Source organism: Streptodolium elevatio (genome assembly GCF_040649515.1).
Taxonomy (GTDB): Bacteria; Actinomycetota; Actinomycetes; order Streptomycetales; family Streptomycetaceae; genus Yinghuangia; species Yinghuangia elevatio.
This window is the reverse complement of record NZ_JBEZFP010000015.1, coordinates 47093-62761: the sequence shown is the minus strand read 5'-3', so window position 1 is coordinate 62761 and position 15669 is coordinate 47093. Positions and strand designations below refer to the sequence as shown.

The 15669-nt window shown below is 72.4% G+C and carries 13 protein-coding genes; 10 read left to right on the top strand and 3 right to left on the bottom strand.

What is annotated here, in order from left to right:
• Positions 1-24: 24 nt before the first annotated feature.
• Positions 25-1548 carry an aminotransferase-like domain-containing protein gene (locus AB0C36_RS08615; protein WP_358351222.1) on the top strand — a complete coding sequence of 508 codons (1524 nt, stop codon included), beginning with the start codon at positions 25-27 and terminating at the stop codon, positions 1546-1548.
• A gap of 51 nt (positions 1549-1599) precedes the next feature.
• Here AB0C36_RS08615 and AB0C36_RS08610 read toward each other — a convergent pair whose 3' ends face one another.
• The gene (locus AB0C36_RS08610; RefSeq protein ID WP_358351219.1) at positions 1600-3828 is read right to left on the bottom strand and encodes an MMPL family transporter; all 2229 of its coding nucleotides are present in this window, start codon (positions 3826-3828) and stop codon (positions 1600-1602) included.
• A gap of 137 nt (positions 3829-3965) precedes the next feature.
• On the opposite strand from AB0C36_RS08610, the gene AB0C36_RS08605 reads away from it, so the two are divergent.
• The 5 genes from AB0C36_RS08605 (at position 3966) to AB0C36_RS08585 (ending at position 9394) form a co-directional block, all read left to right on the top strand.
• Positions 3966-4706, top strand: a complete 741-nt coding sequence (locus AB0C36_RS08605) for a response regulator transcription factor (protein WP_358351216.1) — start codon at positions 3966-3968, stop codon at positions 4704-4706.
• A 17-nt stretch (positions 4707-4723) separates the two neighbouring features.
• Positions 4724-6322 (top strand): sensor histidine kinase, encoded by a 1599-nt coding sequence (locus AB0C36_RS08600; RefSeq protein ID WP_358351214.1) that lies wholly within the window; start codon positions 4724-4726, stop codon positions 6320-6322.
• A gap of 104 nt (positions 6323-6426) precedes the next feature.
• Positions 6427-7347 (top strand): branched-chain amino acid transaminase, encoded by a 921-nt coding sequence (locus tag AB0C36_RS08595; RefSeq protein ID WP_358351211.1) that lies wholly within the window; start codon positions 6427-6429, stop codon positions 7345-7347.
• A 122-nt stretch (positions 7348-7469) separates the two neighbouring features.
• Positions 7470-8741, top strand: a complete 1272-nt coding sequence (locus tag AB0C36_RS08590; protein ID WP_358351208.1) for a sensor histidine kinase — start codon at positions 7470-7472, stop codon at positions 8739-8741.
• Complete coding sequence (locus AB0C36_RS08585) at positions 8738-9394, top strand: response regulator (RefSeq protein ID WP_358351206.1); 657 nt, start codon at positions 8738-8740, stop codon at positions 9392-9394. The genes AB0C36_RS08590 and AB0C36_RS08585 overlap by 4 nt, the downstream gene beginning before the upstream one ends.
• On the opposite strand, the gene AB0C36_RS08580 is transcribed toward AB0C36_RS08585, so the two are convergent.
• Entirely contained in the window at positions 9361-10257 is an 897-nt protein-coding gene (locus AB0C36_RS08580; protein WP_358351203.1) for a helix-turn-helix domain-containing protein, read from the bottom strand. The two genes, AB0C36_RS08585 and AB0C36_RS08580, sit on opposite strands and share 34 nt — an antisense overlap.
• Before the next feature lie 77 nt (positions 10258-10334).
• Between AB0C36_RS08580 and AB0C36_RS08575 the strand changes: the two genes are divergently transcribed.
• Complete coding sequence (locus tag AB0C36_RS08575; RefSeq protein WP_358351200.1) at positions 10335-11171, top strand: alpha/beta fold hydrolase; 837 nt, start codon at positions 10335-10337, stop codon at positions 11169-11171.
• A gap of 132 nt (positions 11172-11303) precedes the next feature.
• Here the strand turns inward: AB0C36_RS08575 and AB0C36_RS08570 are convergent, their stop codons facing one another.
• The gene (locus AB0C36_RS08570) at positions 11304-12407 is read right to left on the bottom strand and encodes a protein-L-isoaspartate O-methyltransferase family protein (RefSeq protein WP_358351197.1); all 1104 of its coding nucleotides are present in this window, start codon (positions 12405-12407) and stop codon (positions 11304-11306) included.
• 351 nt (positions 12408-12758) lie between these two features.
• Between AB0C36_RS08570 and AB0C36_RS08565 the strand changes: the two genes are divergently transcribed.
• The 3 genes from AB0C36_RS08565 (at position 12759) to AB0C36_RS08555 (ending at position 15513) form a co-directional block, all read left to right on the top strand.
• The gene (locus AB0C36_RS08565; RefSeq protein ID WP_358351194.1) at positions 12759-13742 is read left to right on the top strand and encodes an alpha/beta hydrolase; all 984 of its coding nucleotides are present in this window, start codon (positions 12759-12761) and stop codon (positions 13740-13742) included.
• The gene (locus tag AB0C36_RS08560) at positions 13726-14904 is read left to right on the top strand and encodes an acyltransferase family protein (protein WP_358351192.1); all 1179 of its coding nucleotides are present in this window, start codon (positions 13726-13728) and stop codon (positions 14902-14904) included. The genes AB0C36_RS08565 and AB0C36_RS08560 overlap by 17 nt, the downstream gene beginning before the upstream one ends.
• A 372-nt stretch (positions 14905-15276) precedes the next feature.
• Complete coding sequence (locus AB0C36_RS08555) at positions 15277-15513, top strand: AAC(3) family N-acetyltransferase (RefSeq protein WP_358351189.1); 237 nt, start codon at positions 15277-15279, stop codon at positions 15511-15513.
• Positions 15514-15669 lie beyond the last annotated feature (156 nt).

The following is a 15669-nucleotide window of genomic DNA, read 5'->3' as shown; positions in this document are numbered from 1 at the left end:
GGCACCGGAGAAGGAGTGGCAGGCGTGGACGTCGAACGGTTCGCCATGCTCGTCGGCGAGCGGCTGCGTCGGCCCCGCCGCAACGAGCGCCGGTCGCGCGGCGAGCGGCTGGCCGACGCGCTGGCGTCGCTGGTCCGTTCGGGCGATCTCCTGGCGGAGACCCGGCTGCCCTCCGAGCGTGCGCTCGGCGCGGCACTCGGCATGAGCCGGGGCACGGTCGCCTCGGCGCTGGACCAACTTGCGGCGGACGGGCTCGTCGAACGGCGGCACGGCAGTGGGACGTACGTACGCCCGGTCGCGGCCGTGGACCCGCCGCCGCCACCCGGGTCCGGCCCCGATGGCGCCCCTGACACCGGCACCGGCCCCGGGGCCGACCCGCATACCGGCTCCGCGTCGCGCCGCGACCCCTCGGCCGACACCCCGGAGCCGATCTTCAGCCGCTGGATCCGCGAGGGCACGGTCGTCGTCGACCTCGCCAAGTCGGTGGTGCCCGACGCGTCGCTGCTGCCGCGCCTCGACCTGACCGTCGAGGACCTGCTCGACGTGCACCCGGCCGACGGATACGGCCTGCTCGGCGAGACCCGGCTCCGCGAGCTGCTCGCCGAGCACCCCGCGCCGCCCGGCTACGGCCCCGACCGGGTGCTCGTCGTCGCGGGCGCGCAGCAGGCGCTGCACCTGACCGCCGACACGCTGCTCGCACCGGGCGACCGGGTCCTGGTGGAGCAGGTGACGTACCCCGGACTGCTCGCCGCGGTCGAGCGCTTCGGCGGCGTGCCGGTGATCGTGCCCGGGGACCGGTACGGATGGTCGCCCGACGCTTTCGCCGAGGCCGTGGAACGGCACCGCCCGGCCTTCGCGTTCACCATGCCCGTGCACAACCCGACGGGTGCCGTGGCCGCGGACCGGCGCGTGCGCGCGTTGGCCTCGGTCGCCCGGGAGGCCGACACGCTCCTGGTCGAGGACCGCTCGCTGGCCGACCTGGTGCTCACCGACGGACCGCCGCCGCCCGTGCCGTCGGCGGCGGCCTACGCTCCCGACCACACGGTGTGCCTGGGCTCGTTGTCCAAGACGATGTGGGGCGGCCTGCGGGTGGGCTGGATCGCCGCCCACGAACCGGTGTTCGCGCGGTTCGTGCAGGCGAAGAGGCGTACCGACCTGGCCACTTCGGCGCTCGACCAGCGGTTGGCCGTCGCGCTCCTCGCCGATCCGGGCGCCGCCGGGCGGCGCGACGCCTGGCGGCGGGACCTGCGCGTACGCCGAGACCACCTGGCCGACCTGCTGGCCGGGCAACTGCCGGAATGGTCCTGGTCTTTGCCCGCGGGCGGGATGTCGTTGTGGGTACGTCTCCCGGGCGCGGACGGTGAGGCCTTCGCCGACACCGCCCGGCGGCACGGCGTGGCCGTGTCGCCGGGAGCGGTGTTCGGGCCGCCGGGCGGCACCGCTGCCGCGGACCGGATCCGGCTCAGCTTCGGCTGGCCGGAACCGGTCCTCGCGGAAGGCGTCGAAATGCTCGCCACCGCGTGGGCGGAGCACCGCTCACGGCGGTAGTGCCGTCCTGCTTCCGCTCGGCCGCGCCGTCGCGCCCTTCGGTGGAAGCCGTCAGCGCTCCCCGGCACCGACCGGTTCCGGCAGCGGCGACGCCAGCGGCTTGTCCGGCGGGTCGACGGCCAGGTGCGGCAGACGCTTGTCGAGCCACTGCGGCAGCCACCAATTGGCCTTGCCGAACAGGTGCATGACCGCCGGAACCAGCACCATGCGGAGCAGGAACGCGTCGAGCGCCACCGCACCGGCGAGTCCGAGCCCCGCCATCATGCCCTCGCGGTCGCCGCTCAGGACGAACGAGCTGAAGACGCAGATCATGATGAGCGCCGCGCAGTTGATGACGCGTCCCGTTGCGGCCTGACCGGCGCGCACCGCACGGGAGTTGTCCTTCGTGTGCACCCACTCCTCGTGCATGCGGCTGACCAGGAACACCTGGTAGTCCATGGACAGCCCGAACAGCAGCGGCAGCATGATCACCGGCAGGAAGGACACGATCGGCCCTTCCTTGCCGAGGCCCAGCAGGTCCATGCCCCAGCCCCACTGGAAGACCATCACCAGCAGGCCGAACGACGCGCCCGCCGCGAGGAGGTTCATGACGGCGGAGGTCAGCGGCACCAGCAGGCTGCGGAACGCCACCAGCATCAGCAGCGCGCCGAGTCCGATGATCAGCGCGATGAAGGCCGGCAGGCGGTCGCCGATCACCGCCGCGAAGTCCTTCTGCACCGCGGTGTCCCCGCCGATGTGCACCTTGAGTGTGCTGCCCGCCGCCGCGTTCGGCACGGTGTGGTCGCGCAGCCGGTCGATCAGCTTGTCGGTCGCCTTGGCCTGCGGCGACGTCGTCGGCACGACCTCGATCACACGGGTCGACGCCGCCAGGCCGGACAGGTCGGCGGGCACCGGCATTTCGACGGCGCGGACCACGCCGGGAGTGCGGCGTACCTCCTCGACCAGGGTGTCCAGTGCCTGTCGGTCCCGCTCGCCACCGAGTTCCGCCACCATCAGCAGCGGGCCGTTGAAGCCGGGGCCGAAACCCTCCGCCAACAGGTCGTACGCCTGCCGCACCGTCTGCGAAGGCCGCTGGTTCCCCTGGTCGTTGGCACCCAGTCGCAGCCCGAACACCGGAATCGCCAGAGCCGCCATCACGGCGATCGCGACGGCGCCCAGCAGGCGCGGACGGCGTTGCACCCACGAGGCCCAGCGCACCGCGCCGCGGCCTGCCTCGTCGTCGCCGAGTTGGGCCCTCTCGTCGCCGGAAGCGGCCGCCAGGGCCCGGCGTTCACGGCGGCTGAGGGTGCGGGGCCCGAGCAGACCCAACATCGCAGGGAGCAGGGTGGCCGCCGCGAGCACGCTCAGCAGCACGATCAGCGTGGTGGCGATCGCGATGCCGTTCAGGAAGTCGATGTCCACCGCGAAGAGCGACAGCAGCGCGACACACACGGTGCCGCCAGCGAACAGCACCGCGCGGCCCGACGTGTCGAGCGCCCGGACCGCGGCTTCCTCCGGAGTGAGGCCCGCCTTGAGCCCGTTGCGGTGCCGCGTGACGATGAACAGCGCGTAGTCGATCGCGACGCCGAGGCCGATCAGGCTGCCCAGCAGCGAGGCGACATCCGGGATGTCGACGACATGGCTGAGCAGCATGATCCCGGCGAAGCCGGTGCCGACCGCGAAGATGCCGTTGAGCAGGGGCAGAAGCATCGCGAACAGCGATCCGAACGCGAAAAACAGGATCACCCCGGCCGCGAGCACGCCGACCCCCTCGGCCAGACCGGTCGGCGGCTGCTGGGCGAAGGCGATTGCCTGGCCGCCCAGTTCGACGCGCAGTCCCTCGGTGCGTGCGTCCTTGGCCCGGTCGATCACCTTCTCGGTGTCGGCCTCGTCCAGTTCGTAGACCTGGAGGACGAAGGTGACCTGGGCGTACGCGATGCGGCCGTCGGCGCTGACCTGGCCGGCGCCCTCCGGCTCGTACGGACCCACCACACGGCCCACGTCGGGCATCCGGGAGATGTCCGCCAGCGCCGCGGACATCCGCTCGCGGACCGCGGGGTCGTGGACCGTCCGTCCCTCGTCGACCTGCCACACGATGGTGTCGACGTCGCCGGAGCGGTCCGGGAAGGCCGCACGCATCCGGTCGTACGCGTCCGACGACCCGGTGCCCGGCAGGCTGAAGACGTTCGAGTACGCGCTGCCCGCCACCACGCTCGCGCCGACCGTGCCGAACAGGGCGGCCACCCAGAGCAGCACCACCGCCCATCGGTGTCTGAGACACCACCGCGCCCACGCCGCCATGTCGTTCCCCTTCCGCAGTGCTTGTGCGCCCACATTCGGCGGCACGGCAGCGGCGGTTCGTGGGTCGGGGCCGGACTCACAAGAAGCTCACAGGTGTTCCCGGGCAGTTCCGCAAGCTGCGGTCCGATACTGGGGAAATGACCACCAGTCGGGCACAGGCGGGGGCGACGATCCTGGTCGTCGAGGACGAGCCGAGCATCGCGGACGTCCTGGCGATCACGCTGCGGTTCCACGGGTTCGAGGTGGTGACCGCGGACTCGGTGCGGTCCGCGCTGCAACTCGCGCGCGGCGTACGCCCGGACGCCGTGCTGCTGGACATATCCTTGCCCGACGGCGACGGCCGCCAGGTGTGCCGGGTGCTGCGCGAGGAGCGCCCCGAACTCGCGGTGGTCTTCCTGACCGCCCGGGACGCACCCGCGGACGTCGTCAAAGGGCTCACCCTGGGCGGCGACGACTACATCACCAAGCCGTTCAACGTCGACGAACTCGTGGCGCGCACCCGTGCGGTGCTGCGCCGCACCCGCCCGGCGGCCGACCCCGCCGCGCCGCCCGCCCCGCGCCCGCCCGTACTGCGGCACGGCGGGCTGGAGTTGGACGAGGCGACGTACACCGCACGGCGCGGCGGGCAGGATGCCGATCTGACCCCGACGGAGTTCGCGCTGCTGCGGCATCTCATGCGGCACGGGGACCGCATAGTCCCCAAGGAGCAGTTGCTGCGCGAGGTGTGGCGGTACGAGCACGCCCCGGACTCGACGGTGGTCGAGACGTACATCAGCTATCTGCGCCGCAAGCTGGACCCCTTGGCACCGGACGAACCGCCGCTGATCGTGACGCGGCGCGGCGTCGGGTACGGGCTGCGCCCGGCCGCACGGACATGAGGCGCATCCGCCACCGGATGGGGCACACGGTCGCGATGCGGGCGAAGCTCGCGATCAGCAGCATCGTGGTGCTGGCGATGGGCCTTGTCGTGCTCATCTCGTTCAGTGTCATGGGCATTCGCCACTATCTGACGTCCTCGATCGACGACGACCTGCGGATGAGCCGCGACGGGATCGAGCAGACGGGGATGTCGACCGCGACCATCACGCAGCTCGTCGGGAGCACCGATCTCCTGCGCCAGGGCATGCTGTCCGCGGGGCTGCACGGGAACGTCTTCGTCATCCTGGACCCGACCGGCGCGATCGTGCCGCTCGGCGGCCATGCGGCGGACCCGGCGCAGACCGCACTCGCCGCGACGTCACGGGTCGGACCCGGGGAGACGCTGCGGCGGGCACCGCACGCCGTGTCCCTCGGCGGCGAGGACTACCGGGCCGCCGCGGCACGGCTGCCGGACGGCAACGTCATCGTGCTGGCGCAGCCGAGCGGCGACGTCGAGGACGTCGTGCTCAAGGTCGTGCACCTCGAACTGGTGGTCGGCGGCGTGCTCGTCGTGCTGCTCGGCACGTTCATCTACTTCGGGGCGCGCTGGCGGCTGCGGCCGCTGGAGGACATGGTCGAGACGGCCTCCGCGATCGCGGAGGGCGACCCGGACCGGCCGAACCTGTCGCGGCGCGTGGCACCGCGCAAGAAGACGTTCCGCGAAGTCGAGCAGCTGCGTACCGCGTTGAACGCGATGCTGGAGCAGGTCGAGACGGCGTTCGACACGCGCGAGCACGCGGCGGTGCACCTCAAGCGCTTCGTGGCCGACGCGTCCCATGAACTGCGCACGCCGCTCGCGGCGATCCGCGGCTATCTCCAGCTGTACGAGAAGGGCATGCTCGCCGACGAGGAGGAGCGCACGCGGGCGCTCACGCGGATGAGCGCCGAGACCGAGCGCATGGCCAGGCTGGTCGACGAACTGCTCGCCCTCGCACGGCTCGACCAGCGTCCGCAGCTTCGGCCGCGCCCGGTGGACCTGGTGTGCGTGGTGCGGGAGGCCGCGGACGATCTGCGCGCGCAGCAGTCGGAGCGGTGCGTACGCGTGGACGCTCCCGACGCGTGTGCGGTCCTCGCGGACGAGTCGCTGGTGCGGCAGATCGTGGGCAATCTGCTCACGAACGTGCGTGTGCACACTCCGGTGTCGGCGGATGTGCGGTTGTCGGTGGCGACGGTCACCACCGCCCGCGGCGAACGCGCGATCCTGCGGGTCCGCGACGAGGGCCCCGGAATGCGCGCCGAGGACGCCGAGCGCATCTTCGACCGCTTCTTCCGCGCCACGCACGAGGGAGCGGCCGGCACGACCGGCGTGCCGCCGGGCAGCGGGCTGGGCATGGCTGTGGTCCAGGCGGCAGTTGCCGCCCACGGCGGAAGCGTGCGGGTGACGACGGCGCTCGGACGCGGGCTCACCGTCGTCGTCGAGCTGCCCGCCACGGGTGCGGAGGGCCTGGCCGGCGGCGGGGCCGGGAAGACCCGCGCCGCCGTTTCCGGCCTCGCCGACCCGATTGCGCCCGCCGCGGCGACCGCATCCGCCGCGACTCCCGGCTCCGCGGCGTCCCATTCTGCGGAAGCCCCCTAGTGGACTACTGACAACGGCTCTAATGTGCCACTGAACAAGTGGCTCGTTCGCCTATCACCGAATGATCCACTTCAGGCGACGGACGCGGACGCGTGGAGGCGACGGTGGCACTGCCCGAGGCGGACTGGATCTGGATGGACGGCGCGCTCGTGCCGTGGCAGGACGCGAAGGTCCATGTGCTGACGCACGGACTGCACTACGGCACGGGGGTCCTGGAAGGCACGCGGACCTACCCGACCCCGCGCGGGCCCGCGGTGTTCCGGCTCGACGAACACCTGACGCGGCTGGCCGCGAGCGCCCGGATCCTCGGGATGCGGATCCCGTACGACACCGCCGAGCTGCGCACCGCGACGCTGGACCTCGTGCGCGCGAACGGCCTCGACTCCTGCTACCTGCGCCACCTGGCACACCTCGGGTACGGCGACATGGGACCGCTGATCCGCCCCGACTCCCCCGTCACCGTCTCGATCGCGGCGTGGCGGTGGGGTGCGTACCTCGGCGAGGAGGCCGCGGCGCGCGGCATCCGGCTCAAGACGTGCTCGTGGCGCCGCAACGACCCCAACGCCCTGCCGCCCGCGGCGAAGGCGACCGCCGGATACCTGAACGCGACCCTCGCCAAGACCGAGGCCGTCACCGCCGGGTACGACGAGGCCGTGCTGCTCTCGTCCGACGGCTACGTCAGCGAGTGCAGCGCCGCGAACGTCTTCGCGGTGAAGGACGGGGTGCTGTACACGCCGCCCGCGTCCGCCGGGGCCCTGCGTGGACTGACCATGGACACCGTGCTGACCCTCGCGGCGGACCTCGGTCTGGCGACGCGCGTGGAGAACCTGCTGCGCAGCGACCTCTACACCGCCGACGAGCTGTTCCTGTGCGGCACGGCGTCGGAGGTCGTGCCGGTGCGGGAGATGGACGACCGCGAGATCGGCGTCGGACCGGTCGTGGGGAAGATCCAGGCGGCATACCAGGCGGCGGTGACGGGGACGGACGAGCGGTACGCCCACTGGCTCACGCCGGTCGGCGGCTGACGATCCCGGCGCGGGCGGGCGCCCGTTGCCGGCCCCCGCCGCGGACCCCCTACCGGGGTAGGGGGTCCGCCGGCGTACCCGGGTGTGACGCCGGGCCGGGCCGCGGCCCTTAGCGTGGGACGATGCACGTCCGGGAGATCAGAGACAGCGTCAGGAGCCAGGTCGCGCGCGTGTTGCGCCCCCTGGTCGCGGCGCTGTGGCGCGGCACGGCCGATCCCTGGGAGCCGCGCGGCTGGCCGCCCGGGCTGCGCGGCAAGTGGCCGTTCCGCCGGATCTCCTCGCGCACCGCCGCGCTCGGCGTCGACGTGCTGGCCTCGCTGATCATCCTCGCGACCACGTCGACCTACCTGATCGACAACGTGCCGCACTACTCGCCGAACTTCCTGATCCTGACGGCGGCGGCGCTGTCGGTCCCGCTGATACTGCGGCACTGGCACCCGTTGGGTGCGTGGCGCATGTCCATCCTGGCGACGCTGTGGACCGCGGACCGAAACTGGCAGGGGGACCAGTACGTCGCGGGCGGCGTGATCGTGCTGCTGGTGATCCTGTACACGGTCGCGGTCCGCTGCGAGCGGCACATCACCATCGGTGTGGCGGTGCTGACCGTGGCCCCGCCCTGGGTCATCGACCAGCAGTCGGGATTCGTGGCCGCGATCCTCGTGCTGGTTGCGCTGCTCGCCGGCTACAACGTGCGGCTGCGCCGAGTCGGCGCGCGCGAGCTCGAACAGCGCGAGGAGATGCACCGCGAGGAGCGGGCGGTGCTGGCCGAGCGGCAGCGCATCGCGCGGGAGATGCACGACGTCGTCGCGCACCACATGTCGGTGATCGCGATCCAGGCGGAGGCGGCGCCGTACCGGGTGCCGGATCCGGACCCCGTGCTGGCCAAGAGCTTCGCGGACATCCGGACCAACGCGCTCGCCGGCCTGGCCGACCTGCGGAGCATCCTCGGCGTGCTCCGGGAGGAGTCCGCGGCGCCGCTCACCGCCCCGCAGCCGGACCTCGACCGCATCGCCGAACTGGTCGAGAACGCCCGCGGCACCGGAACGCAGGTGACCGCCGAGGTGGCCGCCCCGGCGGACGAACTCCCGCCCGCCGTCGGTCTGGCCGCGTACCGGATCGTGCAGGAGGCGGTGAGCAACGCCCTCAAGCACGCGCCGGGGGCGGCCGTCCACGTGTCGGTCACCGCCGACCGGGACGAGTTGCGGCTCGCGGTACGCAACGAGCGGCCGCGCGCCACGGCACCGGCGTCGGACGCGCCGGGCAGCGGCGGCGGACACGGACTGCCCGGCATGCGCGAGCGCGCCACATCACTGCGCGGCACCTTCACCGCCGCACCCGAACCCGACGGCGGCTTCGCGGTGCACGCGACGCTGCCCCTCACGGAGGACGAATGATCACCGTTCTGCTCGCCGACGACCAGGCCATGGTGCGGGAGGGGTTCGGCGTACTCCTGGGCGCGCAACCCGACATCGAGGTCGTGGGCACCGCGGAGAACGGCGAGGTGGCGGTGCGGCAGGCGGCCGAGTTGGGGCCGGATGTCGTGCTGATGGACGTACGCATGCCCGTCCTCGACGGCCTGGCGGCCACCCGCCGCATCACCGAGGCGTCGGGCGCGACGAAGGTGCTGGTGCTCACGACCTTCGACCTCGACGACTACGTGTACGAGGCACTGCGGGCCGGCGCCAGCGGGTTCCTGCTGAAGGACGCGTCCGCGGGCGAACTGGCCGAGGCGGTCCGGGTCGTCGCGGCCGGCGACGCGCTGATCTCGCCGGGCATCACGCGCCGCCTGATCGCCGAGTTCGCCCGCCTGGGCGGGCCCCGGGCACCGCAGCGCGAACGCGTCGAGGGACTGACCGACCGCGAGACCGAGGTGCTGACGCTCGTCGCGCGCGGCCGGTCCAACTCCGAGATCGCGCGGGACCTGATCGTCGCCGAGCAGACGGTGAAGACGCACGTCAGCCGCATCCTGATGAAGCTGGGCGTACGGGACCGGGCGCAGGCGGTCGTCTACGCCTACGAGACGGGCCTCGTCCGCCCCGGGGAGTGACGCGGAGTCGCGCGTGCCGCTGCCGGCCACGCGACGTCGTCGACGGTCAGGAACGGCTCTTCGACGACGGCCGCCGGGGTCGCCCCGGTGAAGGTCACGACGTCGCGGTGCAGGTGGGACTGGTCGAAGTAGCCGCCGTCCGCGGCGACCCGGGCCGCGGACTCGCCGGCGACCAGGCGGTGCGCGGCGCGGTCGAAGCGGACCAGCTTCGCTGCGCGCTTGGGCGGCATTCCGATCTGCGCGTTGAACCGGGACCACAACCGCTTGCGGCTCCAGCCCAGTTCGCACGCCAGGTCCTCGACCCGGACGAGGCCGGCCTCGGCGTTGATGCGGCGCCAGGACCACGCCACTTCAGGGTCCACCCAGGTCCGCGCCGCGGCCCGCCGGGCGAGCAGCATCTCCGTCAGCGCGAATCGCTCCGCCCACGACGTGCACTCGCTCAGCCGCTCCCGGATACGCGACGCCTCCCGGCCCCAGAGGTCGTCGAGCGGCAGCACGGTGGCGCCGGTCAGCTCGGCCGGGGAGATGCCGAGGAGGGTGCAGGCGACCACCGGCGACAGGCGTACCTGCACGCATGCGACGTCCTCGCCCCAGGCCCGTACGTTGCCGCCGAGACCCAGGCCAGGCCCGGCGACGGCGCTGCCCCGATGGCGGCGTCCGGAACCGTCGTCCAGGACGTACCCGCCCGCCCCGAACTCCACGATCAGCGTCACGGCCGGGTGCGGGATCATCCGAAGGCCGTCCACGGGCGCGTGGGGCACGTGGAAACCGGCCATGTCGACACCGGCGAGCCGACTGGGCCGCGGCGGACGGGCGACCTCCCACGTCGCCGAATCGTCGTGTGCACTGGCGGTGGACCGCATGATCCGATGCTACGCGGGGCCCGCCGAGGGAACATTTGTCCAATCCACGGGCGGCGGCCGGCAGCGACGTTTGGACCATGACTCTTTCTGACAACCCGCACCTCGCGGCCACCGAGTGCTCGGTCCTGCCCCTGGACGCCGGCGACATCCACATCTGCCAGGACGGCCCGCGCGACGCCCCGGCGCTGCTGCTCGTCCACGGTTCCGCGGCCTCGTCCACGTCGTGGGAGCTCCTGGTTCCGCTCCTGGCCGCGTCGCATCACGTGATCCGGATCGACCTGCTGGGGCACGGGCTCTCCGCCAAGCCGCTCGGCGGTCCCGGGTACGACGTCGCCGAGCAGGGGCGTACCGTCGGCCAGGCGCTCGACCGGCTCGGGGTGCGGCAGGCGATCGTCGTCGGGCACTCCAGCGGCGGCTACTCGGCGACGGCGCTCGTCGAGAGCCGTCCCGAACTCGTGAGCGCACTGGCCCTGGTGAACACCGGGCCCGGCATGGACGCGTACACGGCGCCGGACTCCTTCGCGATCGACCCGGCGCACTGGCCGCCGACGGACGAGCAGATCCGGCTGCTCGCGAGCAGCGGGTTCCGCGAGGGCTACGAGATCCCCCAGAACCTGGTCGACGAGGTACGCGAGCTTCCGTTGCACGCATTTGGCGCCACGTTGCAGGCGTCGACCGCGTACCTGACCGAACGAACGCTCCCCGAGCGGCTGAAGGGCCTGGGCAAGCCGCTCCAGGTCATCTTCGGCGACCAGGACCGCCGATGGCGCCCCGCGTCGGCCGCGGACTACGAGGTCGTACCGGGCGCCAGGATCGCCATGCTGCCAGGCGCCGGGCACACCCCGATCCTGGAGGAACCGCGGCGGACGGCCGAACTCCTCCTGGAATTCACCGGGCTGCACACCACCCGCTGACCCGCGACGGGTGACGGGGTACCGGGGAGACGGTGTACCGGGGAGACGGTGTACCGGGGTGACGGACCACAAGGCCCGTCACCCCGTCGACCATGCCGGCGTCCGGGTCCGGCACGCCGCTGTTTGTGAGCCTCAGGTCGGCTGGGGGCCGATGGGGATTCGTCGCCCGTTTTCGGGGGCGAGCCAAGGGCGTTGCCCTTGGGCGTCGACGGTCAGGCCGAACTGGTGGGACGCGGGTCTGCCGTGGGCGAGCCAGCGATGCCAGGCAGCTTCGAGTTCGTCCCACAGCGACCGCGGACCTGACTGGGCGGCTTGGGACACCATGCCGTCGGCGAACCCCGCCGCGGCCATGGAGTTGTCCGTGAGCGAGTACAGCCAGACGGTGACCGCGTCGTCCGTGGCGGCGTAGTGCTGTGTACAGTCCGGGACTTGCAGGCCGATGGCGAGGGCGGCGTCCCCGATGGCGGTCGACCGGGCCTCGGCGCCGGTCAGTTCCGTCTCGCGGCGGCGCGCGCGGTCGAGCCATCCGGGCGGTGCGTACGCGTCGTGGTCGGGGTGCGCGCGGCGTTGGGCGCGCATCTTCATGAAGGACAGGCCCATGCCGAAGCGGCCGGAGGCGCTTCCGTCCGCGGCCACTTCGAGGGTCAGCAGCCAGTCGTGGGGCGTGAAGTCCGTGCCCCACGGGGCGACGATGCGCGCGCCCGGAACGCACTGGGTGACCCACGCCGACGGGATCCGACGTACGCCGCACGTGACGTGCACTCCGTCGTAGGGCGCTCCCTCCGGCCGGCCGTGCCAGGCGTCCGTGTGGATCACCTTCACGTTGCGGACGCCCGCCCGCTCCAGGTTGGCGCGAGCGCCGGCGGCGAGCTTGGCGTCGATCTCGAGTGAGGTGACCGACCCTTCCGGGCCGACCGCGCGGGCGAGCCGGGCGGCGGTCTCGCCCGTGCCCGTTCCGACTTCGAGGTAGTGGCCGCCGGGACGGGGATCCAGGGCCCGCAGCATCGCGCGTACGACCGTGGGCATCGACGCGGACGAGGACGGTACGCGGCCCGGCTCCGCACCGCCGTCATGCCCGCCGTCGTCCCACTGCGTGACGAGTTGTACGTCGGCGCCGACCAGTTCGGTCCACCGCCGCGGGTCGGCCGCCCGGTCGACGACCGACCCGTATGTCTGACTCCCCGGATCGAACGGCCACACCCGATCCGGGACGAACTGCGAGCGTTCCAACGTCACTTGCCGTGTCCCGGGTCGGTCGGTGGCTGCCTGCTGTCCGAGGGCGGTGGCGGCGGCGGTGTCGGCATGGGCTGGATCGGTGCGGGCGGTCCCCGGTGCTTCCCGTCGGCCATGTGGCCTCCTTCCAGCGGTACTCCCCCCATGGTGCCCGACCATCCCGTTGGTGCGGAAGTCCGTTGGTCTCGGTCGCCTGCTTCCGGTCGCCTGCTCGGGTTCCTCGCGCCGACCCTCACCCCTGTCATACCTCGGTACTACGCGCACAGACCGCTCTTCGGCGCGATTCGGGCTACAACGCCGCCTTCATAGCTTCCTGATCAACCGGCAACACCCGGATGACCAGGAGGGATTCGTATGGCTTCGGCACGTCGTCGTATCCGGTCCGCACTGGCCGCGACCCTGGCGGCCGCGGCTGTGGCGTTGACGACGGCCGCGGCTCCGTCGGGCGATCCGTACGCGGCGCCCACGGCGGCCGTCCCCCTCGGCACGAGCGTCGGCACGAACCCCGGTGCGAGCCTCGACGCACGCTACGGCGCCGTACGCCACGACATCGCCCGCGCCTGGGAGACCGCCACCCGCGTCCATGACAGCGCCATGCGGCGGTCTCTGGCGGATCTGCTCGCCCCCGGACGGCAGTTTCTGTCCTTCGACGCGCGGGGGTCGGGCCGGGTGGTCGAGGTATTCGGGGATCTCGCGAGTGCGGAACGCATCGCGGTGGTGGTGCCCGGTGCGGACGGGCGCGTCACGAACTTCGACTCCCGCAAGTTCGCCGGTGGAGGCGCCCGGGCGCTGGCCGGGCAGATCCGCGCCGAGGCACCGGACACCGACGTCGCCGTCGTGGCCTGGCTCGGCTACGCCGCACCCGCCTCGCTGAGCCCGGCAATCCTCACCGACGGCCGCGCCATCGGCGGCTCGCACCGCCTCGAAGGCCTGGTGGCGGAGCTCCGCACGCTGAACCCCGCCGCCTCCGTCGCCCTGTTGTGCCACAGCTACGGCAGCGTCGTCTGCGCGAAAGCCGCGGACGGCCCGTCAGTCGACGACATCGCCTTCTTCGGGAGCCCCGGGACCGGCGTCGACGAAGCCGAGGACCTCCACACCGACGCCCGGGTCTGGGCCGGACGCGGATCCCACGACTGGATCCAACTCGTTCCGCACGCAAGCCTGTTGGGGTTCGGCTTCGGTGCCGATCCGGTCTCCCGGGGCTACCACGCGCGCGTGTTCGACGCCGGATCGGTGGGCCACAGCGACTACTTCAAGCCGGGCACCGCCTCGCTGCGGAACCTCGCCCGCATCGCCCTCGGACGCGAATCGGAGGTTGGCCGTGCCGACTACCGTTGAGAAGCACCGGACGACACGCGGGAGTTGGACCGCCGCCGCGTACCGGATCGACGCCGCAACTCCCCCGCACCGCGACCGTGCCGCGGACGCACTGCGCGCGATCGCCATCGCCGGCGTCGTCCTCGGCCACTGGCTGGTGACCGCATTCGTCGACACCGGGGACGGCCTGGGCGTACGCAGCCCGCTCGCCGGCATGCCCGCCTTCACCCCGGTCAGCTGGGTGCTGCAGACGCTCGCGGTGTTCTTCCTGGTCGGCGGATACTCCGGAGCGCTGAGCCTGCGTGGCGGCGAAGTCCCCTACGGCACCTGGGTACGCGCCCGCATGGGCCGCCTGTTCCGCCCCGCGCTCGTGCTGCTCGGCGCCTGGGCGGCCGCGATCAGCGTCCTGACCTGGGCCGGCCTGGACCTCGGCACCCTGCGCAGCATGGTCAAACTGGTCTTCAGCCCGCTGTGGTTCCTGGTCGTGTACGCCGCACTGACCGCACTCACACCGGCCGTGGCCGCGTTGTGGCGGCGCACCCGCTGGTCCGGCCTCGCGCTGCTCGTCGGCCTCGTCGCGACCGTGGACGCGGGCCGCTTCGCGGGGGACGGCCCGGCGTGGCTGGGCTGGACCAACATCCTGGCCGGCTGGCTGGTCCCGTACTTCCTCGGCGTGGCCTGGGCACACGGCGCGTTCAAGGGTCGGCGGACGGCGTACGCGCTGCTCGTGGGCGGGGTGTCCGCGACCGTCGCGCTGGTCCTGGCCGCGGGCTACCCGGCGAGCATGGTCGGCGTGCCCGGCGCCGCGGTGTCGAACCTGAACCCGCCCACCCTCGCGGCCGTGGCCTTCGGTCTCGCCCAGGTCGGACTGGCCCTGCTGATACGCGAGCCGCTGGGCCGGGTCATGCGGCGCCCCGGCCTGTGGGCGGCGGTCGCGTTCGCGAACCTGTCGGCGATGACGGTGTTCCTGTGGCACCAGACGGCGATGATGACCGTCACGGTGTCGCTCCGCTCGGCCGGTGCCCTGCCCGGGCTGCACACCGCGCCCGACCATCCCCTCTGGGTACTCGAACGGCTCGCGTGGCTACCGGCCTTCGCGCTACTTCTGGCTCTCCTCCATGCCGTGTTCCACCGATTCGAGCACAGGGTCGGCACCGCCGGGCGTACGACTTCAGGGCCGTGACGGCGAAACACAGTGTCCGCCCCGCGAGGAGTAGTGGCCCGGACGCGCGCCGCAATCGGTCATCCGTACCGGCAGCAACTACCGTGCGAGCGCCGGTTCTCGCCGAACAATGGGAGTCATGGATGGCGCACACCGCTGCAGTTCTCGACGGGCTGAAGACCGCCGACCTGATCGACTCTCCTGCCATCCCGACCGGCTCGCCTCTCGGCATTGTGCTGCGGACCCAGATTTAGACCGACAGCCCGAGCGGCTTCTCCAGCTACGTGGAGAACGACACGAAGCGCTGAGCGCGTCAGCTCTGACGCGCACCTGCCGGCCCGCCGTACAGAGGCGTCATTCAACGCCCGTGTACGGCGGGCTTCAGGTGGTTCGGTGAGCGCCTCAACCAGGCGAAATCAGGGTGGCAAGCCCTCTTTCACGTACGAGGACGTGCTCCTGGATCTGGCCGACTTCGACCGCATCGGGGCGGCACTGACGGACCACCTGCCCATCGACGAAGGCTTCGTCGGAGGCGCGCGCGCCAGACTCGTACCGCTGATCCCCGCGGTCGCCTTCGCCGCCGACTGGATGGCACGCCACCGGACGGACGGTATGCCTGCCGTGGCTTAGGTCGCGGTCGACAGTCCCCGGACACGTCACACGACGGGACGAAGCAAGGCTCGGCACCACCTTGAGGCTCGGTTGCCCGGTTGCCCGGTTGCCCGGCTGCCCGGCTGCCCGGCTGCCCGCGCGGCTGTCGGCCGACCGGCACCGATGAACCGACGC

What these genes read in the sequence shown, in the direction of transcription:
- AB0C36_RS08610 (WP_358351219.1), bottom strand. Translation starts at nt 3,828, where the DNA reads ATGGCGGCGTGGGCGCGGTGGTGTCTCAGACACCGATGGGCGGTGGTG.
- AB0C36_RS08605 (WP_358351216.1), top strand. Translation starts at nt 3,966, where the DNA reads ATGACCACCAGTCGGGCACAGGCGGGGGCGACGATCCTGGTCGTCGAG.
- AB0C36_RS08600 (WP_358351214.1), top strand. Translation starts at nt 4,724, where the DNA reads ATGGGGCACACGGTCGCGATGCGGGCGAAGCTCGCGATCAGCAGCATC.
- AB0C36_RS08590 (WP_358351208.1), top strand. Translation starts at nt 7,470, where the DNA reads ATGCACGTCCGGGAGATCAGAGACAGCGTCAGGAGCCAGGTCGCGCGC.
- AB0C36_RS08585 (WP_358351206.1), top strand. Translation starts at nt 8,738, where the DNA reads ATGATCACCGTTCTGCTCGCCGACGACCAGGCCATGGTGCGGGAGGGG.
- AB0C36_RS08580 (WP_358351203.1), bottom strand. Translation starts at nt 10,257, where the DNA reads ATGCGGTCCACCGCCAGTGCACACGACGATTCGGCGACGTGGGAGGTC.
- AB0C36_RS08575 (WP_358351200.1), top strand. Translation starts at nt 10,335, where the DNA reads ATGACTCTTTCTGACAACCCGCACCTCGCGGCCACCGAGTGCTCGGTC.
- AB0C36_RS08565 (WP_358351194.1), top strand. Translation starts at nt 12,759, where the DNA reads ATGGCTTCGGCACGTCGTCGTATCCGGTCCGCACTGGCCGCGACCCTG.